We start from the raw sequence: 18,628 nt of genomic DNA, 5'->3' as shown, positions 1-18,628 counted from the left end.
CCCTCCTCCTCCGTGCACCAGGAAGGCCCCTCCCCGTGACCTCAGACCAGACCACCCAGCAGGCGAGCACTCCCGCGCCCAGGACGATCGCCGGGCGGTACGTGCTGCGGGCCGAGCTCGGCCGCGGCGGGATGGGCGTGGTGTGGCGTGCCGAGGACCGGGTGATCGGGCGCCCGGTGGCGATCAAGGAACTGCGGCTGCCGGACGGCGCCGAAGGCGCCACGTTCGGCGAGCGTGTCCTGCGGGAGGTGCGCACCGGCGGGCGGCTCAACGATCCCGCGGTGGTGACGGTGTTCGACGTGATTTCCGAACAGGGCGGCACGTTCATCGTGATGGAGCTGGTCGAGGCGCCGACGCTGGCCGAGCTGGTGCGGGCGCACGGCCCGTTGCCGCCCGCGCAGGTCGCCGCGATCGGGCGGCAGGTCCTCGGTGCGCTGCAGGCGGCGCACGCCGCCGGGATCGTGCACCGCGATGTCAAGCCCGGCAACATCATGGTCGCGCCGAACGGGCGCGTGAAGCTCACCGACTTCGGCATCGCGCAGGCCATCGACGATCCGCGCCTGACCACCAGCGGCATGATCGTCGGTTCGCCGGCCTTCATGGCGCCGGAACGCGTCGCGGGCAAGGACGCGGTGCCCGCCTCGGACCTGTGGTCGCTGGGCGCGACCCTGTTCTTCGCGGTGGAGGGGACGCTGGCCTTCGAACGCCCGACCACCGCGGCCACGCTGCACGCGATCCTGCACGAGATCCCGTACCTGACGCGCACGCGCGGCCCGCTCGCCTCGGCGATCATGGGCCTGCTGGTGGCCAGCCCGGAGGGCCGGGTCTCGGCCGCGCAGGCGGACCAGCTGCTCGGCATGGCCGCAACCGTGGAGGCGCCGCCCACTCCGCCCGCCGGGCAGGCGAGTGTCTGGACCGGTCCCGCCCCCACACTGGCCGGCCCGGTCCCGCCACCGGGGGGCAGGCGCAAGGCACTGACCAAGGCACTGACCATCACGGGTGCCCTCTTCGCGGTGGCGCTGCTGGTGACCGGACTGCTGCTGGGCAAGGCCTGGGGCACGCCGGATCCCGACCCCGCCATGCTGCCGACCTACACCTACGGAGCACAGGGGCAGATCCCCGCGCTGCGGACCGGCTCCTACACCTGCACGAAGACCCCGCTCACCCAGGGGAAGGTGCTGGGGCAGGGCGACTGGGTCGACTGCGACGACCTGCACTACACCGAGTTCTACGACGCCGCGGCCGCCTACGGGTCGAACGACTCCAAGGCGGTCAAGGCGCAGTACCCGGACAAGCTGCAGGAGTGGGCGGAGGCGCAGTGCCGGATGACGTTCTACTCCAATGCCATCCCGGCCGCGCGCCGCACCGATCTGACCTACCGCACGCTCATTCCTTCCCAGCAGGCGTGGGAAACCCAGAGCAGTTCGGACTACTCCGATACCCCGGTCCGCAAGATCTACTGCCTGCTCGCGAAGCGGGACGACACCGCCTTCGCCGGCGGGGTGGCCGCCGCACTGAAGTAGCACAACAGAAGTTCCGGTGGCCGCGAGGTGCCACCGACGATTCTCCGGCCCGGCGGGTGTGCTGCCTGCTGATCATGCCGTTTCGCCAGGTGGGCGCGGAGATCCGTACGCCGAGGAGGTACCGTCGACACCATGTCCACCCCACCTTCCGCAGCTCCCGGCAGGCCGTTCGGGCGCGTGCTCACCGCCATGGTCACCCCGTTCGACAGCGAGGGTGCGCTGGATCTGAAGCGGGCGCAGGAGCTCGCCGCGCACCTGGTGGAGCTGGGCAACGACGGTCTCGTCGTCAACGGCACCACCGGCGAGAGCCCCACCACCTCCGACGCCGAGAAGTCCGCCCTGATCCGCGCCGTGGTGGAGGCGGTCGGGGATCGCGCGACGGTCGTCGCCGGAGCGGGCACCTACGACACCGCGCACAGCGTGGAACTGGCGCGGCAGGCGGAAAAGGCCGGGGCGCACGGCCTGCTGGTGGTCACGCCGTACTACTCCCGGCCACCGCAGGCGGGGCTGTACGCGCACTTCACCACGGTCGCCGACGCCACCGAACTGCCCGTGATGCTCTACGACATCCCGCCGCGCTCGATCGTGCCGATCGAGGTCGACACGCTGCTGCGGCTCGCCGAGCACCCCCGCATCCTCGCCGTCAAGGACGCCAAGGGCGATCTGCTCGCCGGCAGCGAGGTGATCGCGAACACGCAGCTGGCCTACTACTCCGGCGACGATGCGCTGAACCTGCCGTGGCTCTCGGTCGGCGCGGCCGGGGTGGTCAGCGTGATCGGGCACGTGGTGGCGGGCCGCATCCGCGCCATGATCGACGCCTACGAAAACGGCGACACCTCCACCGCGCGCACCAACCACCGTGGCATGCTTCCGGTGTACCGGGCGATGTCCCGGGTCGGCGGCGTGGTGTTCGCCAAGACCGGGCTCCGGCTGCGCGGGCACGACGTCGGCGGCCCGAGGCTGCCGATCGTGCCGGCGACCGCGGAGCAGGTGGAGGCCATCGCCGGTGACCTGATCCAGGCGGGGGTCCCCCTTGACGACTCGCCCGCGGCGGACTGGCACAGTGCGAGGGTCGCGCAAGCGGACTCGGCGGCGGCCTACGTCACGCCGACCACTCATACCAGCGTTGGGACCATTCATAGGTGACGGTGTTACACAAGGGCGCGGCGGCCCCGCACGAGGCCGCCGGGCGCGCACAGGGGGGAACACGATGAACGGGCGATCCCCGCAACCCACAGGACCGGGGCCCCTCACCCCGCCGCCCCCGCTGCCGGACGGCGGCCTCCGGGTCGTCGCCCTCGGCGGGATCGGCGAGGTCGGGCGGAACATGACCGTCTTCGAGTACGACGGCAGGCTGCTCATCGTCGACTGCGGGGTGCTGTTCCCCGAGGACGCACAGCCCGGGGTCGACCTGATCCTGCCCGACTTCCGGGCGATCGAGGACCGGCTCGAGGACATCGACGCCCTCGTGCTCACCCACGGGCACGAGGACCACATCGGCGCGGTGCCGTTCCTGCTGCGCCTGCGCCCGGACCTGCCGGTCTACGGCTCGCGGTTCACCCTGGCGCTGCTCGACGCGAAGTGCCGCGAGCACCGGCAGCGGCCGAAGCTGGTGGAGGTGACCGAAGGGGAGCGCCGCCGGGTGGGCGCGTTCGACCTGGAGTTCTTCGCGGTCAACCACTCCATCCCGGACGCGCTGGCGGTGGCGATCCGCACCCCGGCCGGGGTCGTGCTGCACACCGGTGACATCAAGCTCGACCAGTTGCCGCTCGACGGACGGCTCACCGACCTGGCCGGATTCTCGCGGCTGGGCGACGAGGGCGTCGACCTGCTGTGCATCGACTCCACGAACGCCGAGGTGCCCGGTTTCGTCACGCCCGAGCGGGACATCGGCCCGGTGCTCGACGACGTGATCGGCCGCGTCACCCAGCGTGTGATCGTGGCCTGCTTCGCCAGCCACGTGCACCGCGTCCAGCAGGTGCTCGACGCCGCGCAGCGGCACGGCCGCCGCGTGGCGTTCGTCGGCCGGTCGATGGTGCGCAACATGGGGATCGCGGCGGACCTGGGGCTGCTGGCCATCCCGGAGGGGCTGCTGATCGACCTGGACCAGGCGGTCACGCTGCCGGAGACGAAGGTGCTGTTCGTCTCGACGGGTTCGCAGGGCGAGCCGCTGTCGGCGCTGTCGCGGATGGCGCGCGGTGAGCACCGGCAGATCTCGATCCGCGCCGGGGACACCGTGGTGCTGGCCAGTTCGCTCATCCCGGGCAACGAGACGGCGGTGTTCGGCGTGGTCAACGGCCTGGTGCGGCTCGGCGCCCACGTGGTGCACCAGGGCAACGCGAAGGTCCACGTCTCCGGGCACTCCTCGGCGGGCGAGCTGCTGTTCCTGTACAACGCGATCCGGCCGAGCAACGTGATGCCGGTGCACGGCGAATGGCGGCACCTGCGGGCCAACGGCGAGCTGGCGGTGCGCACGGGCGTGGCACCGGAGAACGTGGTGCTCGCGGAGGACGGTGTGGTGGTGGACCTGGTCGACGGCCGGGCCCGCACCACCGGCCGCGTCGAGGTCGGGCACGTCTACGTCGACGGGCTGTCCGTCGGCGATGTCGGCGAGTCGACATTGTCCGACCGGCTGGTCCTCGGCGAGGGCGGGTTCATCGCGATCACGGTGGCGGTGGACTCGACCACCGGGCGCGCGGTGAGCACCCCGACGGTGTCCGGACGCGGTTTTTCCGACGACCCCAAGGCCCTCGATGCGGTTGTTCCACTGGTCGAGATGGAGCTTTCGCGAACCGAAGCCGAGGGGATCACCGAGAGCCACCGCATCGCGCAGGCGGTGCGACGCGTGGTGGGCCGCTGGGTCGCCGAGACCTACCGGCGCCGCCCGATGATCGTCCCCACCGTCATCCCAGTGTAACCGCCGTCCAGACCGCCCAGGGCCGTGAGGAACCCCTCACGGCCCTGTTTGCGCAGGGCCCCGGGAAAGTCCGTACGGGCGTTGGCTGTGAAGGGACCCTTCACGGCCCGCCCAGCCACGGCCGTGAGGGGACCCCTCACGGCACCTCAGGGGCGCCAGGGGCTGAGGGTGTCGGTGGGGCGCGTCGGGTCGTGGAAGCGCGGCTTGTCGAGTTCGTCGCGGCGCAGCGGGATCAGGCCGTCGGTGATCGCCCGCATGATCTTCGCGTGCGCCCGGACCCCCGCGCCCGGACGCCCCGGCTCGACGTCGGACAGATCCACCGGGGCACCGAAATGCACCCTGAACGTCGGACGGCGCAGGGGCGCGGTGAGCCCCGAGCGGGCCAGCGGCAGCAGGTCGGCCGGACCCTCCACCTTCTCGGTGCCCCAGTACACCGCCTCGTGCGCGCCCCACTGGCTGATCGGGATCACCGGCACGTCCGCGGCCAGCGCCAGCCGCGCCGCCCCGGTCTTGCCGCGTTCCGGCCACAGCCCCGGATCGTGGCTGATGCGCCCCTCGGGGTAGACGATGATCGGGCTCGGCGTGGTGCGCATGGCGGCCACCGCGTCGGCGAACTGCTCGACCGCCGTGGCCTTGCCCCGGTCGACTCGCAGGTGCCCGCTCGCCCGCAGCGCCGGGCCCAGCACCGGCGCGTCCAGCAGGCCGCCCGCGAGCAGGAACCGGGGCGCGATCCCGAGCTGCTTGCACGCCGCGATGAGCACCAGCGCGTCGAACACCCCGATGTGGTTCGCGGCCATCAGCAGGGGGCGCCCGCGTAGCTTCGCCGGGATGCCGCCGGTCACCCGCAGCCGGCCCACCAGGTGGACCAGCCCGGTGTCCAGTGCCGAGAGGGTCCGCCAGATCGCCGGGGGCCTGCGACGGGGCAGCCCTCGCTCGTCGTGGTGCAGCGTGAACATGGCCAAGAGCATGTCAGACGCCGATCTTCACCGGTATGGCCTATCGGAACCCGCGGTTGTGGCGAAAGTTGGCGCGGTGCCGCGAGTGGCGCACGGGGCTGCTGGGCTTCGCCCGTTAACGTAGGAGCCATGGCAAGCGGGTCGGCGACCACCAGGCGGAACGCGACGAAACGCGCCGGCGGGACGAAACAGCCGGCGCGCAAGACGAGCACGGCGCGCAAGTCCTCATCGGCGCGGAAACCGGCTCCGGCGCGCAAGTCGGCTCCGGCGCGCAAGCCCCGTTCCGCACCGGCCCGCCGTGCCCCGGCGCGCCGCTCCTCCGGCGGCACCGTGGGCAAGGCGGTCCGCGGCGGCTGGACGCTGGTGGCGAAGGGCACGGGCACGCTCGCGCGCACCGTCGGCCGCACCCGGGAACTGGAGCCGGAGCACCGCCGTGACGGCCTGGCGCTCGGCCTGATCGCGCTCGCCCTGATCATCGCGGTGGGGGTCTGGTGGCGGGCGGCCGGCCCGGTCGGCGGCTACCTCGAACTCGCCACGAGGACGATCTTCGGTGCGGGCGCGGTCACGCTGCCGCTGGTGCTGTTCGTGATCGCGATCTCGCTGATGCGCTCGGAGCCGCGGCCGGAGGCGCGGCCGCGGATGGTGATCGGCACCCTGCTGGTGATGTTCGCCGTGCTGGGCCTGCTGCACCTGTTCAGCAGGCTTCCGGAGAGCAACGACGACAGGATGTACGCGGGCGGCGCGCTGGGCGCCTTCTCCGGCGGCCTGCTGGCCCAGGGCGTGACCAGCTGGGTCGCCGCGCCGCTGCTCATCCTGGCGCTCGGCTACGGCGTGCTGGTCTTCACCGCCACCCGGGTCCGCGACATCCCCCGCGTCCTGCGGGAGTGGGGCCTGGATCCGGAGGAGATCGACCGCCTGGTGGCCGAGCGGGAAGAGCTGGCCGGGCAGGGCGACGAGATCACCGAGACCGACACCAAACCGGTGCGCCTGCGCAGGCCCGCGCGGCGCCGCCAGGCCGGTTCCGGTGACGGCGCGGGGGAGCAGCTGGACCTCGAGGCCGCGCTGGCCGAACCGGCGGTGCCGATGCGGCCAGCCAAGCCGAAGCCGGCGGCCAAACCCGTGGAGTCCGTGCCCTCCGCGGGATCGAAGGCGCAGAAGACCGAGAAGATCGAGAAGAGCGAGAAGGCCGGGAAACCCGAGCCGCCGCTTTCGGTCACCCGCACCGTCGAGGGCGATTACCAGCTCCCGTCACCGGAGCTGCTGCAGCTCGGCGACGCGCCCAAGACGCGCAGCAAGGCCAACGACGCCATGATCGAGGCGATCAGCGGCGTGCTCGAACAGTTCAATGTGGACGCCCAGGTCACCGGGTTCACCCGCGGCCCGACGGTGACGCGGTACGAGGTCGAACTCGGCCCGGGCGTGAAGGTCGAGAAGATCACCGCGCTGACCAAGAACATCGCCTACGCGGTGGCCACCGACAACGTGCGGCTGCTCGCGCCGATCCCCGGCAAGTCCGCGGTCGGCATCGAGGTGCCCAACTCCGACCGCGAGATGGTCCGGCTCGGCGACGTGCTGCGGTCGCCGAAGGCCGCCAAGGACAACCACCCGATGGTCATCGGGCTGGGCAAGGACATTGAGGGGCATTTCGTCACCGCGAACCTGACGAAGATGCCGCACCTGCTGGTGGCCGGATCCACCGGCTCCGGTAAGTCCAGTTTCGTCAACTCGATGCTGGTGTCGCTGCTCGCGCGTGCCACGCCCGACGAGTGCCGGATGATCCTGATCGACCCGAAGATGGTCGAACTGACCCCCTACGAGGGCATTCCGCACCTGATCACGCCGATCATCACCCAGCCGAAGAAGGCCGCCGCGGCGCTGGCCTGGCTGGTGGAGGAGATGGAACAGCGGTACCAGGACATGCAGGCCCACCGGGTCCGGCACATCGACGACTTCAACCGGAAGGTGCGTTCCGGCGAAATCACCACGCCCCCCGGCAGCGAACGGGAGTACCGCCCGTACCCCTACATCATGGCGATCGTCGACGAGCTCGCCGACCTGATGATGACCGCGCCCCGGGACGTGGAGGACGCGATCGTCCGGATCACGCAGAAGGCGCGCGCCGCCGGGATCCACCTGGTGCTGGCCACCCAGCGGCCCTCGGTGGACGTGGTCACCGGCCTGATCAAGACCAACGTCCCGTCCCGGCTGGCGTTCGCCACGTCTTCGCTGACCGACTCGCGGGTCATCCTGGACCAGCCGGGGGCGGAGAAGCTGATCGGCATGGGCGACGGGCTGTACCTGCCGATGGGGGCGGGCAAGCCGATCCGCATCCAGGGCGCCTACGTCGGTGACGACGAGATCGCCGCGATCGTCGACTACACCAAGGAGCAGGCGCAGCCGGAGTACCAGGACGGGGTCACCGTCGCCAAACCCGGCGAGGCCAAGGAGATCGACCCGGACATCGGGGACGATCTGGATGTGCTGCTGCAGGCGGCCGAACTGGTGGTGACCTCGCAGTTCGGTTCCACGTCCATGTTGCAGCGCAAGCTGCGGGTGGGTTTCGCCAAGGCGGGACGGCTGATGGACCTGCTGGAAAGCCGCGGCGTGGTGGGGCCGTCGGAGGGCTCGAAGGCGCGCGACGTGCTGGTGAAGCCGGACGAACTGGACGGTGTCCTGTACCTGATCCGCGGCGGCGGGCCCGTGCCCGGGCCGGACGCGGACGGCGAGTAGCGGGCCGCGGCATTAGACCGTGAAGGGTCCCTTCAGGGTCGATTCGACGGTGAAGGGACCCTTCACGGCTCGCCGCAGGTGGACGAACCGGCCGATCAGGCGATGGGGCCGGTGCAGTGACCGGTGGCGAGGCGGACGGGTGCGGGCGCGTTGTCGGCCGTGCAGCCGGTCCGCGCGAACTTGCCGTTGCGCTCGACGTAGGTCTCCCAGTACTGCGGCGCCTGCGCGAAGTTCGGCACGAAGGTGCTCTGCTGGACGGCGGCGTCGGGCTGCCCGTCACCGTTGAGATCGCGGGTCACGGTGCCCGTGGAGGCGCCCTCGACCGTGTCCGTGACCGTGAGCCGGTCGCTCACCGCCACCGACGCGACGGCCCCCGAATGCGCCCCGTACACGTAGCCGACCGAACAGCGGGTGCTCGAGCAGGTGGCGCTCTGCACGAATTCGTACGCGTAGCCGTCGCGCCCGTGGACCTGCACGTGGTCGAGCAGGGTGTTCCCCCGCCAGAGCGCGAGCACGCTGTAAGTGCCCGTGCTCAGCCCCTCCACGCGTTTCCCGCCCGGCAACTGCTGCGAGAACGCGACATCACAGCCCTTTTCGCAGCCCGGCACCACGGTCACGGGCTGGGCCGCGGCCGCCGCGGACGGGACGGTCAGCGCGGCGGCGCCCAGCGCGCCGGCGATCCACTTGCGATACCCCCGGATCATGCATTTCTCCCAACTCTCACTGAGATGGACGTGCGGGGCCGGGCAGGGGTTGCCCCTCCTCCACAATGGACCGCCGGTTCAGAGTTCGAGGAGCATCCGGGTGTTGCCGAGTGTGTTCGGTTTGGCATAGGGAAGTTCCAGGAATTCGGCGACGCCGGGGTCGATGGATCGGCGCATCTCATCGTAGACCGGCTGCGGCACGGGCGTGCCGTGGATCTCCCGGAACCCGTGCCGGGCGAAGAACCGCGTTTCGAAGGTCAGCACGAAGATGCGCCGCAACCCCAGTTCCGTGGCGTGCTCGACGAGCCTGCCGACCAGCGCGTGCCCGATGCCGCGGCTGCGCGCCGCCCGGTCGACCGCGACCGTGCGGATCTCCGCCAGGTCCTCCCACAGCACGTGCAGGGCGCCGCAGCCGAGGATTTCGCCGCCGGAGTCGGCGACCCAGAACTCCTGCATGTCCTCGTAGAGCGTGACGAGTTCCTTCTCCAGCAGCACGCGCCCGGCGTCCGCGTCGACCAGGGCTTTGATCTTGCGGACGTCGGCGATCCGGGCGCGGCGGACCACGACCGGGGCAGGGTCATCGTGCGGCACCCGCCGACCGTATCCGGCGCGTGCCCGCGCTGTCGCGGTGGGTTCCACCACGCAGGCCGCGGCTCGTATGCTGCGAAGCGGATTTCCGACGGAGTGGGGGGCGAGTTGACGCGCGCGGGATGGGATCCGTTCTGGGAGGCCGAGCGTCAGGCATCGATGGGGCGGACCACGACGCTGGCGAGTCCGGACGGGGTGTTGTGGCTGCTGGTGCCGGGGCTCGGGTGGCAGTGGCAGCGTCCGCCCGGCCCGTGGCAGTTCGGCGCGCCGCCGATGGATCCGCAGTGGCGGGCCGGCGGGCGCGTCGTGCAGCCGGTCCCGATGCCGCAACCGCCGATGCCGCCGATGCCGCAGGCCCCGATGCCCCAGGCTCCGGCACCGCAGGCCCCGGTGCCGCCGGCCCAGCAGGCCCCGATGCCTCAGGCCCCGGTCCCGCCGCCGCTACCCCGGTCGGGCCCGTTCCCCTCGCCGCAGCCGGTGCCGCCGCCGCTGCCGCAGCAATCACCGCCGTCGGGGCCGATCGCGGTGCCGCCGCCGCTGCCGCAGTCACCGCCGTCCGGACCGGTCCCGGTCCCGCCGCCGTTGCCGCAGCAGGCCCCGAGGTCCGTACCACCGGCGGTGGCCTACGCCGTGCTGCCCAACGGGTCGGGATTCGTCAGCGGGCCCGAATCCGCCCTGGCGTATCTGGACAAGGTGATCCGGATCGTGCAGTGGGCCGAGGGCACCCGCCATCCGCCGGAGGAGCAGCAGGTGGCGGCCCCGCCGCCCGCCGTGCCGGAGCCGAACCCGCTGCTGCTGTTCACCGGCCCCGCGCGCAGCGGGCACCGCCGCCTGTGGCGGGCGGTGCGGGACGAGCTCAAGGCCCGCAACCTCACCTTCAACGCCATCACCACCTGGTCGGGACCGGAACTGGTGCAGCGCGCCGAGCGGGCCGGGCAGACCGTGAACGCCATGCTGCGCTCCGAAATGGAAGCGGTCGAGCGGGACGCGAGCCCCGGCCTGTTCTTCATCGAGGAACTGGATGTGCTGCTCGAAGGGGACGCGGCGGGCGTGGCGAAGCTCCTCGACGAGTTGGCCCACGACCAGAACAGCTGCCGCCTGGTGGTGCTCAGCGGCGGGGAAAAGGTCCTGGACAGGCTGACCGCCGAGTCGTCGCGCCTCGGCGCGCGCGTGATCGGCTACCGGATGCCGGACCTCAGCGAGCCCGCGGCCGCGACCATGCTGCTCGACGTCCTGCTGGCCGAACGCAATGCCGTGGTGTCCCCTGGCGCCCGTGAACGGCTCGGCACGCTGGTGGGCGAGCTGCGGACCGCCGACGCGCGGGAGGTCGAGGCACTGGTCGGCGCCGCCATCACCAGCGCCATCGGGCGCGGTGCGGTGGTGGGGGACCGGCCGCAGGTCGATCTGCCGGACGTGGAGCAACTGGCCGTCGCGCGCCGCGAACAGGGGCAGCCGGTCGAGGAGTTGCTGGCCGAACTCGACGCGATGATCGGGCTCGGCGCGGTGAAACAGCGGGTGCGGGCGCTGGTGGCGGAAATGGACGTGGACGCCCAGCGGCGGGCCGCCGGGATGAAGGTGGCCTCGCGCAGCAGGCATCTGGTCTTCACGGGAAACCCGGGCACGGCCAAGACCACCGTGGCCCGGCTGGTCGCCAAGATCTACCACGCGCTCGGCGTGCTGCCCAAGGGCCATGTGATCGAGGCAGGCCGCCCCGACCTGGTGTCGGAGTGGATCGGGAAGACCGCGGGCAAGACGCGCGAGGTGTGCCAGCAGGCGATGGGCGGCGTGCTGTTCATCGACGAGGCCTACAACGTCGTGCAGGACGGCGAGAGCGACCACGGCCGGGAAGCCGTGGCGGAACTGCTGGTGCAGATGGAAAACCACCGCGAGGACTTCGTGGTGTTCGCGGCGGGCTATCCCAAGGAGATGGACGAGTTCCTGGAGGCGAACCCGGGCCTGCGCTCGCGGTTCGCCGGCCGGGTGGACTTCCCCGACTACACCAACGAAGAGCTCGCCGCGATCTTCGAGCTGATCGCCAAGCAGCAGGGTTATCGGCTCGCACCGGACCTCGTCCAGGCGCTGCCGGAGGCGATCCGGCGGATCCCGAGGGGCCGCGGCTTCGCCAACGGGCGTTCGGCGCGCGGCCTGCTGGAGGCCACCATCAGCAGGCAGTCCACGCGGATCGCGACCGAGGCACCGTCCGAACCGGACGCGCTGGCCCTGCTGGTCGCCGCCGACCTGCCGCGCGAGGCCGGGGTGGGCCAGTCCGACGACGCGGGTCCGCGGCGCGGACTGGCCGACCTGCTGTCCGATTTGGACGAAATGATCGGGTTGTCCCCGGTCAAGCGGCGGGTCCGCGCGCTCGTGGACGAGACCAAGGTGGACGCGCAGCGCCGCGAGGCGGGGATGAAGGTCGCCACGCGCAGCAGGCATCTGGTGTTCACCGGCAATCCGGGCACCGCGAAGACCACGGTGGCCCGGCTGATGGGGCAGATCTACCGGGAGCTCGGCGTGCTGCCCTCGGGACACCTGGTGGAGGTGGCCCGCCCCGATCTGGTGGGCGAGGCCATCGGGATGACCGCGCCGAAGACCCGGGACGTGTGCGAGCGCGCGGTCGGCGGGGTGCTGTTCATCGACGAGGCCTACAACCTCGTCCAGGACGCCGAGAACGACTTCGGCAAGGAGGCCGTCGCGGAACTGCTGGTGCAGATGGAAAACCACCGCGACGACATGCTGGTGATCGTGGCCGGCTACCCCAGGGAGATGGACGAGTTCATGGAGTCCAACCCCGGGCTGCGCTCGCGCTTCGCCGGCCGCGTCGAGTTCCCCGACTACGACAACGGCGAGCTCGCCGCGATCTTCAAGGTCATGGCCGAGAAACAGGGGTACCGGCTCGACCCGGACATGGAGCGGGCCCTGCCGGAGGCGGTCCGGCGCATCCCGCGCGGCCGCGGCTTCGCCAACGGGCGCTCGGCACGGGGGCTGCTGGAAACCACGATCGGCAAGCAGTCCAGCAGGCTGGCGAGCGCGCCGCAGGCCGATTCCGCCGCGCTGGCCCTGCTCACCGCGGCCGACCTGCCCACCGAGTCGGGCGTGGCGGTGGCCGACGACGCGGGTCCGCGCCGCAGCCTCGAAGAGCTGATGGGCGAGCTGGACGGCATGATCGGCCTCGAACCGGTCAAGCAGCGCGTGCGCGCGCTGGTCGCCGAAACCCGGCTCGACGCCCGGCGCCGGACGGCGGGGCTGCCGGTGGGGGCGCGCAGCCGCCACCTGGTGTTCACCGGCAATCCCGGTACCGCGAAGACCACGGTGGCCCGGCTGATGGGGCAGCTCTACCGCGAACTCGGGGTACTGCCGTCCGGGCACCTGGTGGAGGTGGCCCGTCCGGACCTGGTGGGCGAGTACATCGGGCAGACCGCGCCGAAAACGCGCGAGGTGTGCGAGCGCGCCGTGGGCGGGGTGCTGTTCATCGACGAGGCCTACAACCTGGTCCAGGGCTACGCCAACGGCGCCGACTTCGGCAAGGAGGCCGTGGCGGAACTGCTGGTGCAGATGGAGAACCACCGCGAGGACATGATCGTCATCGCGGCGGGCTACCCCGGGGACATGGACCGCTTCCTCGACAGCAACGCCGGGCTGCGCTCCCGGTTCGGCGGCACCGTGGATTTCCCGGACTACACCGACTCCGAGCTCGCCGCGATCTTCACCGCGATGGCCACCAAGCAGGGCTACCGCCTGGCACCGGACCTCGCCGAGGCGCTGCCCGCGATGATGGCGGGCATCGACCGGGGCGAGGGCTTCGCCAACGGCCGGTCCGCGCGAGGGCTGCTGGAGCAGGCGATCGGCGCGCAGGCGTTGCGCCTGGCGGGGCCGGAAGTGGACCTGGAGGGCCTCGCCGACGAGGAGTTGACCCTGCTGACGATGGCCGACCTGCCCCGGCAGCTACCCTGATTGGGTGTCTTCCACCGATTCGACCGCCGCTCGACGCGTCTCGCTGCTGACCCTCGGTTGTGCCCGCAACGAGGTGGATTCCGAGGAGCTGGCCGGCCGCCTCGCGGCCGGGGGCTGGGAGCTGACCGACGATCCGGAGTCCTCCGACGTGATCGTGGTCAACACGTGCGGTTTCGTCGAATCGGCGAAGAAGGATTCGGTGGACACCCTGCTGGCGGCGGCGGACACCGGCGCGAAGGTGGTGGCGGTCGGCTGCATGGCCGAGCGGTACGGCGCGGAGCTGGCCGAGAGCCTGCCTGAGGCCGACGCGGTGCTCGGGTTCGACCACTACCCGGACCTGGCGGAGAAGCTGGGCGCGATCGTGTCCGGGCACCGGATCGCCTCGCACGTGCCCTCGGACCGGCGCACCCTCCTGCCGATCAGCCCGGTCCAGCGTCCGGCCGCGGCCGCCGCGGTCACGGTGCCCGGCCATGGCGAGACCGGCGCGGGGGAGCAGGCGGGCTGGGGGCCGCGCGTGCTGCGCAGGCGGCTGGACTCCTCCCCGGTGGCGGCGCTGAAGATCGCCTCCGGGTGCGACCGCCGCTGCTCGTTCTGCGCCATCCCGTCGTTCCGGGGTTCGTTCGTCTCCCGCCACCCCGACGAGGTCGTGGCCGAGGCCGAATGGCTGGCCGCCTCCGGGGTCAAGGAGCTCTACCTGGTCAGCGAGAACTCGACCTCCTACGGCAAGGACCTTCCCCGTGCCGAGGGCGGCACCCGGGCGCTGGAGCGGCTGCTGCCGCGGCTGGCCGCCGTCGAGGGCATCGAGCGGGTGCGGGTGTCCTACTTGCAGCCCGCGGAAACCCGGCCGGACCTGGTCCGGGTCATCGCCACCACGCCGGGTGTCGCCGACTACTTCGACCTGTCGTTCCAGCACTCCAGCGAGTCCGTGCTGCGGCGCATGCGCCGGTTCGGTTCCACCGGCTCGTTCCTGGAGCTGATCGGCCAGATCCGCGGGTATTCGCCCGCCGCGGGCATCCGCACCAACGTCATCGTCGGCTTCCCGGGTGAGACCGAGGACGACGTCGCCGAGCTGGAACGCTTCCTCACCGCGGCCCGCCTCGACGCGGTCGGGGTGTTCGGCTACTCCGACGAAGACGGCACGGAGGCCGAGACCTTCGACGGCAAGGTGGACCCCGAGCTGGTGACCGAGCGGGTCGCGAAGATCTCCGCCCTGGTCGAGGAGCTCACCGCGCAGCGCGCCGAGGAACGCGTCGGCGAAGTGGTCGACGTGCTCATCGACGAGACCGACGACGAGGTGGTGGGACGGGCGGCCCACCAGGCGCCCGAGGTCGACGGTGCCTGCGTGGTGCTCGACGGCGACGGGCTCGAGGTGGGGCAGCTGGTCCGCTGCCGCGTGGTCGACAGCGAAGGCGTGGACCTCATCGTCCGGCCGGACGCGGACTGATGAGTGCGGGCGCCGACGAGACCGCGGCCACCGGCGAAGGCGCCGGTGGCCTGCCGCGCAGACGCGTGTCCAACATCAACGTCGCCAACCTCCTGACGCTGGCCCGCCTGGTGCTGGTGCCGGTGTTCGTCGTCGCCCTGTTCGCCGGCGGCGGGCACGACACCACCTGGCGCGCGGTCGCCACGGCGCTGTTCGCCCTCGCCTCGCTGACCGACCAGGTCGACGGCTGGGTGGCCCGCCGCTACGGGCTGATCACCGATCTCGGCAAGATCGCCGACCCGATCGCGGACAAGGCGCTGACCGGCGCGGCGCTGGTCGGGCTGAGCGTGCTCGCCGAGCTGCCCTGGTGGGTGACGATCGTCATAGCGGTCCGGGAGCTCGGGGTCACCCTCCTGCGGTTCTGGGTGATCCGGTTCGGGGTGATCGCGGCCAGCCGCGGGGGCAAGGCCAAGACCCTGTCCCAGATCGCGGCGATCGTGGCCTATCTGCTGCCGCTGCCCGACGGGCTGACGGCACTACGCTGGATCCTGATGGGGCTCGCGCTGGTGCTCACCGTGGTGACCGGGGCCGACTACGTCCTGCGCGCGCTCCGGCTGCGGGCCGCGGGACTACGGGCGGTGCCGGGGGAGTGACGGGAGAAGAAGCGGCCCTCGCCCGCCCGCTGATCGCCCGGCTCACCGAGCGCGGCGAGACCGTCGCCACGGCCGAATCGCTGACCGCCGGCCTGGTCTGCGCGACGCTGACCGAGGTGCCGGGCGCCAGTGCGGTGGTCCGGGGCGGTCTGGTGGTCTACGCCACCGATCTCAAGGCCAAGCTGGCCGGGGTGGACGAGGCCCTGCTGGCCGAGCACGGCGCGGTGCACCCCGAGGTGGCCGCCCAGCTCGCGGCGGGGGCGCGGGAACGCTGCGGGGCGGACTGGGGCCTGGGCCTGACCGGGGTCGCCGGACCCGACCCGCAGGACGGAGTGACGCCCGGAACGGTGCACATCGCGCTGGCCGGTGCCGGGTCGTGCCGGGTCCGCACCCACCGGTTCGAGGGCGGCCGCGCCTCGGTCCGGACCAATTCGGTGCGGGCCGCGCTGGAGCTGCTGGGCGCCGCGCTCGGCCCTCTGGCGGCCCCCTGAGGCCCCCTGACCAGGCCATGGACGGGGCCGCCGGGGAAACAGCGCGGGAACAACGGGCTTCGCCCAGGCGTTCGCCCTTGGCGTACGGCCGTGTCAACCGCTGCGCCGAAGGGCTCGGTCTGGGTAACGTGGTCGGTATCAGGAAGGGAGGCGCGTGATGACCGTGCTGTTGCGTGAGGCGATCGGTGATCGGCTCCGTCATGCCCGCACCAACCAGCGTCGCACGCTGCGCGACATCTCCCGCGCCGCCAAGGTGAGCCTCGGTTACCTGTCCGAGGTCGAGCGGGGGCAGAAGGAAGCGTCGAGCGAGCTGCTGGCGTCCATCTGCGAGGCACTCGAACTGCCGCTCGCCGAACTGCTGCACAACGTGGCGGCCGACATCTCCGCGCTCGACCACGTCGACGTCGCGCCGATGCCCGCCGAGGCGGAGCGTCAGGAGGAGCGCGCCGACCGGTCCGAGCGCCGGGAGCCCGCAGGCCACCTCGAAGGCGGCCACCTGGTGGACGGCGTGCTCGGCAACGAAATGGCGGACCTGCGGGTTTCCACCCAGCGCAGGGGGCCTGCCCTGCGCACCACGATCAGCGCACCGAAGATGGTCGCGGCCTGACCTGGGCCCAGGGCCAGCTCCGGAAGGCCACCGTCACCGCCCGCCCGGCGCCGACGGTGGCCTTCGCCACATCCGGCGGCAGGCGGGGGAAGGTGATGACGATCCGGTGACGATCAGGGTCGTCCCTGAAATCCCCCGGGGTCGCCTGGATCACGGGGCGGTGACCTGACACGATGGAACCCACGCCGAGGTCGGGTCGTTGCTCGGGCAGGGGAGAGCGACGCCCCACATGATCTTCGGGAAAACTTGGACAGTGGGACGTAAGAAGGCAGGCGGAGCAGATGGCCAACCCGTTCGTAAAGGCCTGGAAGTACCTCATGGCGGCGTTCTCGTCGAAGATCGACGAGCACGCCGACCCGAAGGTGCAGATCCAGCAGGCCATCGAGGAGGCGCAGCGTAACCACCAGGCGCTCTCCCAGCAGGCCGCGGCAGTGATCGGGAACCAGCGCCAGCTGGAGATGAAGCTCAACCGGCAGCTCGGCGAGGTGGAGAAGCTGCAGGCCTCGGCCCGGCAGGCCCTGGTGCTGGCCGACGAGGCGCGTGCCAAGGGGGACAACGAGAAGGCCACCCAGTACGAGAACGCCGCCGAGGCCTTCGCCACCCAGCTGGTCACCGCCGAGCAGAGCATCGAGGACCTCAAGACCCTGCACGACCAGTCCCTGCAGGCGGCGGCCCAGGCCAAGCAGGCCGTGGAGCGCAACGCCACGATGCTGCAGCAGAAGCTGGCCGAGCGGACCAAGCTGCTTTCGCAGCTGGAGCAGGCCAAGATGCAGGAGAAGGTCTCGGCCTCGCTCAACCAGATGTCGGAGCTGGCGGCGCCGGGCAACACCCCTTCGCTGGACGAGGTGCGCGAGAAGATCGAGCGCCGCTACACCACCGCGCTGGGCCAGGCCGAGCTGGCGCAGAACTCCGTGCAGGGCCGGATGATGGAGGTCCAGGCGGCCACCACGCAGCTGGCCGGGCACTCGCGGCTGGAGCAGATCCGCGCCTCCCTCAAGGGCGGGCCGGTGGCGCAGGTGACCGATGGCGCCGAGGCGGCGAAGCCGGCCAGCTCGGCCGCCGACATCCAGCGCGAAATCCAGCAGCGCGTGCAGGCCGAGCAGCAGAAGAACCAGGCCTGACCGGAGGTCGTGATGGGGTCGGGCAGGCGCGACTTCGGCCAGTTCGGGGAGAAGCTCGAAAGGCATATCGAGCGGCTGCCCGACTACGCGCAACGGGCACAGGAGGCGTTCCAGCGGTACTTCCCGGCGGACCGGACGCCGGGAGCGGCGGGCTCCGCGCCGAACCCGCTGCGACGGCCCGCGCCACCGCGGCCCCCTTCGATGGCCGATGTGCCGGTTTTCGCCGAGGTCCGCGCCCGGTGGGCGCGCTGGAACGAACCGGCCGCGAAACTCCAGCGGCGCAAGCGCCGCACTTCCCGCCTGCTGACGCTGTGGATCGTGCTGACCCTCCTGAGCGGGCTGTACGCCTTCGCCCTGGGCGTGGGCCTGATCGGCGCGGGCGGGCTCGGCGCCGCCGCGGAGGGGATCGTGGGGGCGATCGTGTTCGGCGCGCTGGGCGTGCGGTCGGGCCTGCACCTGTACCGGCTGAGCCGGGTCGAGCTGCCGGCGAGCACGGCGCCACCGCCGCTGCCCTCGCCCCGTTCGGCCGCCCGTGAGCCGATGGAACGGCTGGCCGAGGGCGAATCCTCGCTCGCCGAGCTGCTGCGCCAGCTGACCGCCTCCTCCTCGGTGCCGGACGAGTCGGTCGAGGACGCACGCGAGACCGCCGCGAAGGCCGCCAAGGCACTGCGCGCCCTCGCCGCCCGCATCGAGGCGATCGAGCGTGCGCAGGCCGCCGCCCCGGCCGGGGAACGCAAGGCGCTCGCCACGGCCGTCGGCACCCTGCGGGAGCAGCTCGACGAGGGACTGGACGACTACGGCACGCTCGTCGCGGCGGCAGGCCGTGCCGTGGCGGCCAGCGGTTCCGGCCTCACCAGTTCCAAGGACGCGCTCACCGACGCCACCGACCGGCTCGCCGGCCTCGCCATCGCCCTGCACGAACTCTCCTGACCCGCCACCGGGCCCGGGGCGAGCCGTGACGGGT

Annotated in this window: 14 protein-coding genes; 11 read left to right on the top strand and 3 right to left on the bottom strand. The window is 71.9% G+C overall.

The features are described 5' to 3' along the window. Positions 1-35 precede the first annotated feature (35 nt). The 3 genes from ORV05_RS22155 (at position 36) to ORV05_RS22145 (ending at position 4,440) form a co-directional block, all read left to right on the top strand. Positions 36-1,523 (top strand): serine/threonine-protein kinase, encoded by a 1,488-nt coding sequence (locus tag ORV05_RS22155; protein WP_268753941.1) that lies wholly within the window; start codon positions 36-38, stop codon positions 1,521-1,523. Between the two features lie 132 nt (positions 1,524-1,655). Further along, entirely contained in the window at positions 1,656-2,669 is a 1,014-nt protein-coding gene (gene dapA / locus ORV05_RS22150; RefSeq protein WP_268753939.1) for a 4-hydroxy-tetrahydrodipicolinate synthase, read from the top strand. A 64-nt stretch (positions 2,670-2,733) separates the two neighbouring features. Next, entirely contained in the window at positions 2,734-4,440 is a 1,707-nt protein-coding gene (locus tag ORV05_RS22145) for a ribonuclease J (protein ID WP_268753938.1), read from the top strand. A 146-nt stretch (positions 4,441-4,586) separates the two neighbouring features. Here the strand turns inward: ORV05_RS22145 and ORV05_RS22140 are convergent, their stop codons facing one another. Next, a complete protein-coding gene (locus ORV05_RS22140) occupies positions 4,587-5,396 on the bottom strand; it encodes a lysophospholipid acyltransferase family protein (RefSeq protein WP_268753937.1) in 810 nt (269 codons plus the stop codon). A 129-nt stretch (positions 5,397-5,525) separates the two neighbouring features. On the opposite strand from ORV05_RS22140, the gene ORV05_RS22135 reads away from it, so the two are divergent. Further along, positions 5,526-8,126, top strand: a complete 2,601-nt coding sequence (locus tag ORV05_RS22135) for an FtsK/SpoIIIE family DNA translocase (RefSeq protein ID WP_268753936.1) — start codon at positions 5,526-5,528, stop codon at positions 8,124-8,126. A 95-nt stretch (positions 8,127-8,221) separates the two neighbouring features. Here the strand turns inward: ORV05_RS22135 and ORV05_RS22130 are convergent, their stop codons facing one another. Beyond that, a complete protein-coding gene (locus ORV05_RS22130) occupies positions 8,222-8,830 on the bottom strand; it encodes a hypothetical protein (RefSeq protein ID WP_268753935.1) in 609 nt (202 codons plus the stop codon). Positions 8,831-8,908: 78 nt separating this feature from the next. Then, positions 8,909-9,421 (bottom strand): amino-acid N-acetyltransferase, encoded by a 513-nt coding sequence (locus tag ORV05_RS22125; RefSeq protein WP_268753933.1) that lies wholly within the window; start codon positions 9,419-9,421, stop codon positions 8,909-8,911. A gap of 105 nt (positions 9,422-9,526) precedes the next feature. Between ORV05_RS22125 and ORV05_RS22120 the strand changes: the two genes are divergently transcribed. From ORV05_RS22120 to pspM, 7 genes are all read left to right on the top strand, one after another. Continuing rightward, positions 9,527-13,369 carry an AAA family ATPase gene (locus ORV05_RS22120; protein ID WP_268753932.1) on the top strand — a complete coding sequence of 1,281 codons (3,843 nt, stop codon included), beginning with the start codon at positions 9,527-9,529 and terminating at the stop codon, positions 13,367-13,369. Positions 13,370-13,373: 4 nt separating this feature from the next. Continuing rightward, complete coding sequence (rimO, locus tag ORV05_RS22115; protein ID WP_268753931.1) at positions 13,374-14,813, top strand: 30S ribosomal protein S12 methylthiotransferase RimO; 1,440 nt, start codon at positions 13,374-13,376, stop codon at positions 14,811-14,813. Beyond that, positions 14,813-15,445, top strand: coding sequence for a CDP-diacylglycerol--glycerol-3-phosphate 3-phosphatidyltransferase (pgsA, locus tag ORV05_RS22110; RefSeq protein ID WP_268753930.1), 633 nt, complete (start codon positions 14,813-14,815; stop codon positions 15,443-15,445). The genes rimO and pgsA overlap by 1 nt, the downstream gene beginning before the upstream one ends. Then, complete coding sequence (locus tag ORV05_RS22105; RefSeq protein WP_268753929.1) at positions 15,442-15,936, top strand: CinA family protein; 495 nt, start codon at positions 15,442-15,444, stop codon at positions 15,934-15,936. Before pgsA ends, ORV05_RS22105 begins: the two co-directional genes overlap by 4 nt. Before the next feature lie 157 nt (positions 15,937-16,093). Then, entirely contained in the window at positions 16,094-16,543 is a 450-nt protein-coding gene (locus ORV05_RS22100) for a helix-turn-helix domain-containing protein (protein ID WP_268753927.1), read from the top strand. 281 nt (positions 16,544-16,824) lie between these two features. Next, on the top strand, positions 16,825-17,664 hold the full coding sequence (locus ORV05_RS22095) for a PspA/IM30 family protein (RefSeq protein WP_268753926.1): 840 nt from the start codon (positions 16,825-16,827) through the stop codon (positions 17,662-17,664). A gap of 12 nt (positions 17,665-17,676) precedes the next feature. Further along, a complete protein-coding gene (gene pspM / locus ORV05_RS22090; protein WP_268753925.1) occupies positions 17,677-18,594 on the top strand; it encodes a phage shock envelope stress response protein PspM in 918 nt (305 codons plus the stop codon). Positions 18,595-18,628 lie beyond the last annotated feature (34 nt).

The organism is Amycolatopsis cynarae, assembly GCF_026802195.1.
GTDB lineage: Bacteria > Actinomycetota > Actinomycetes > Mycobacteriales > Pseudonocardiaceae > Amycolatopsis_E > Amycolatopsis_E rhizosphaerae.
This window is presented reverse-complemented; position numbering and strand designations above follow the sequence as displayed.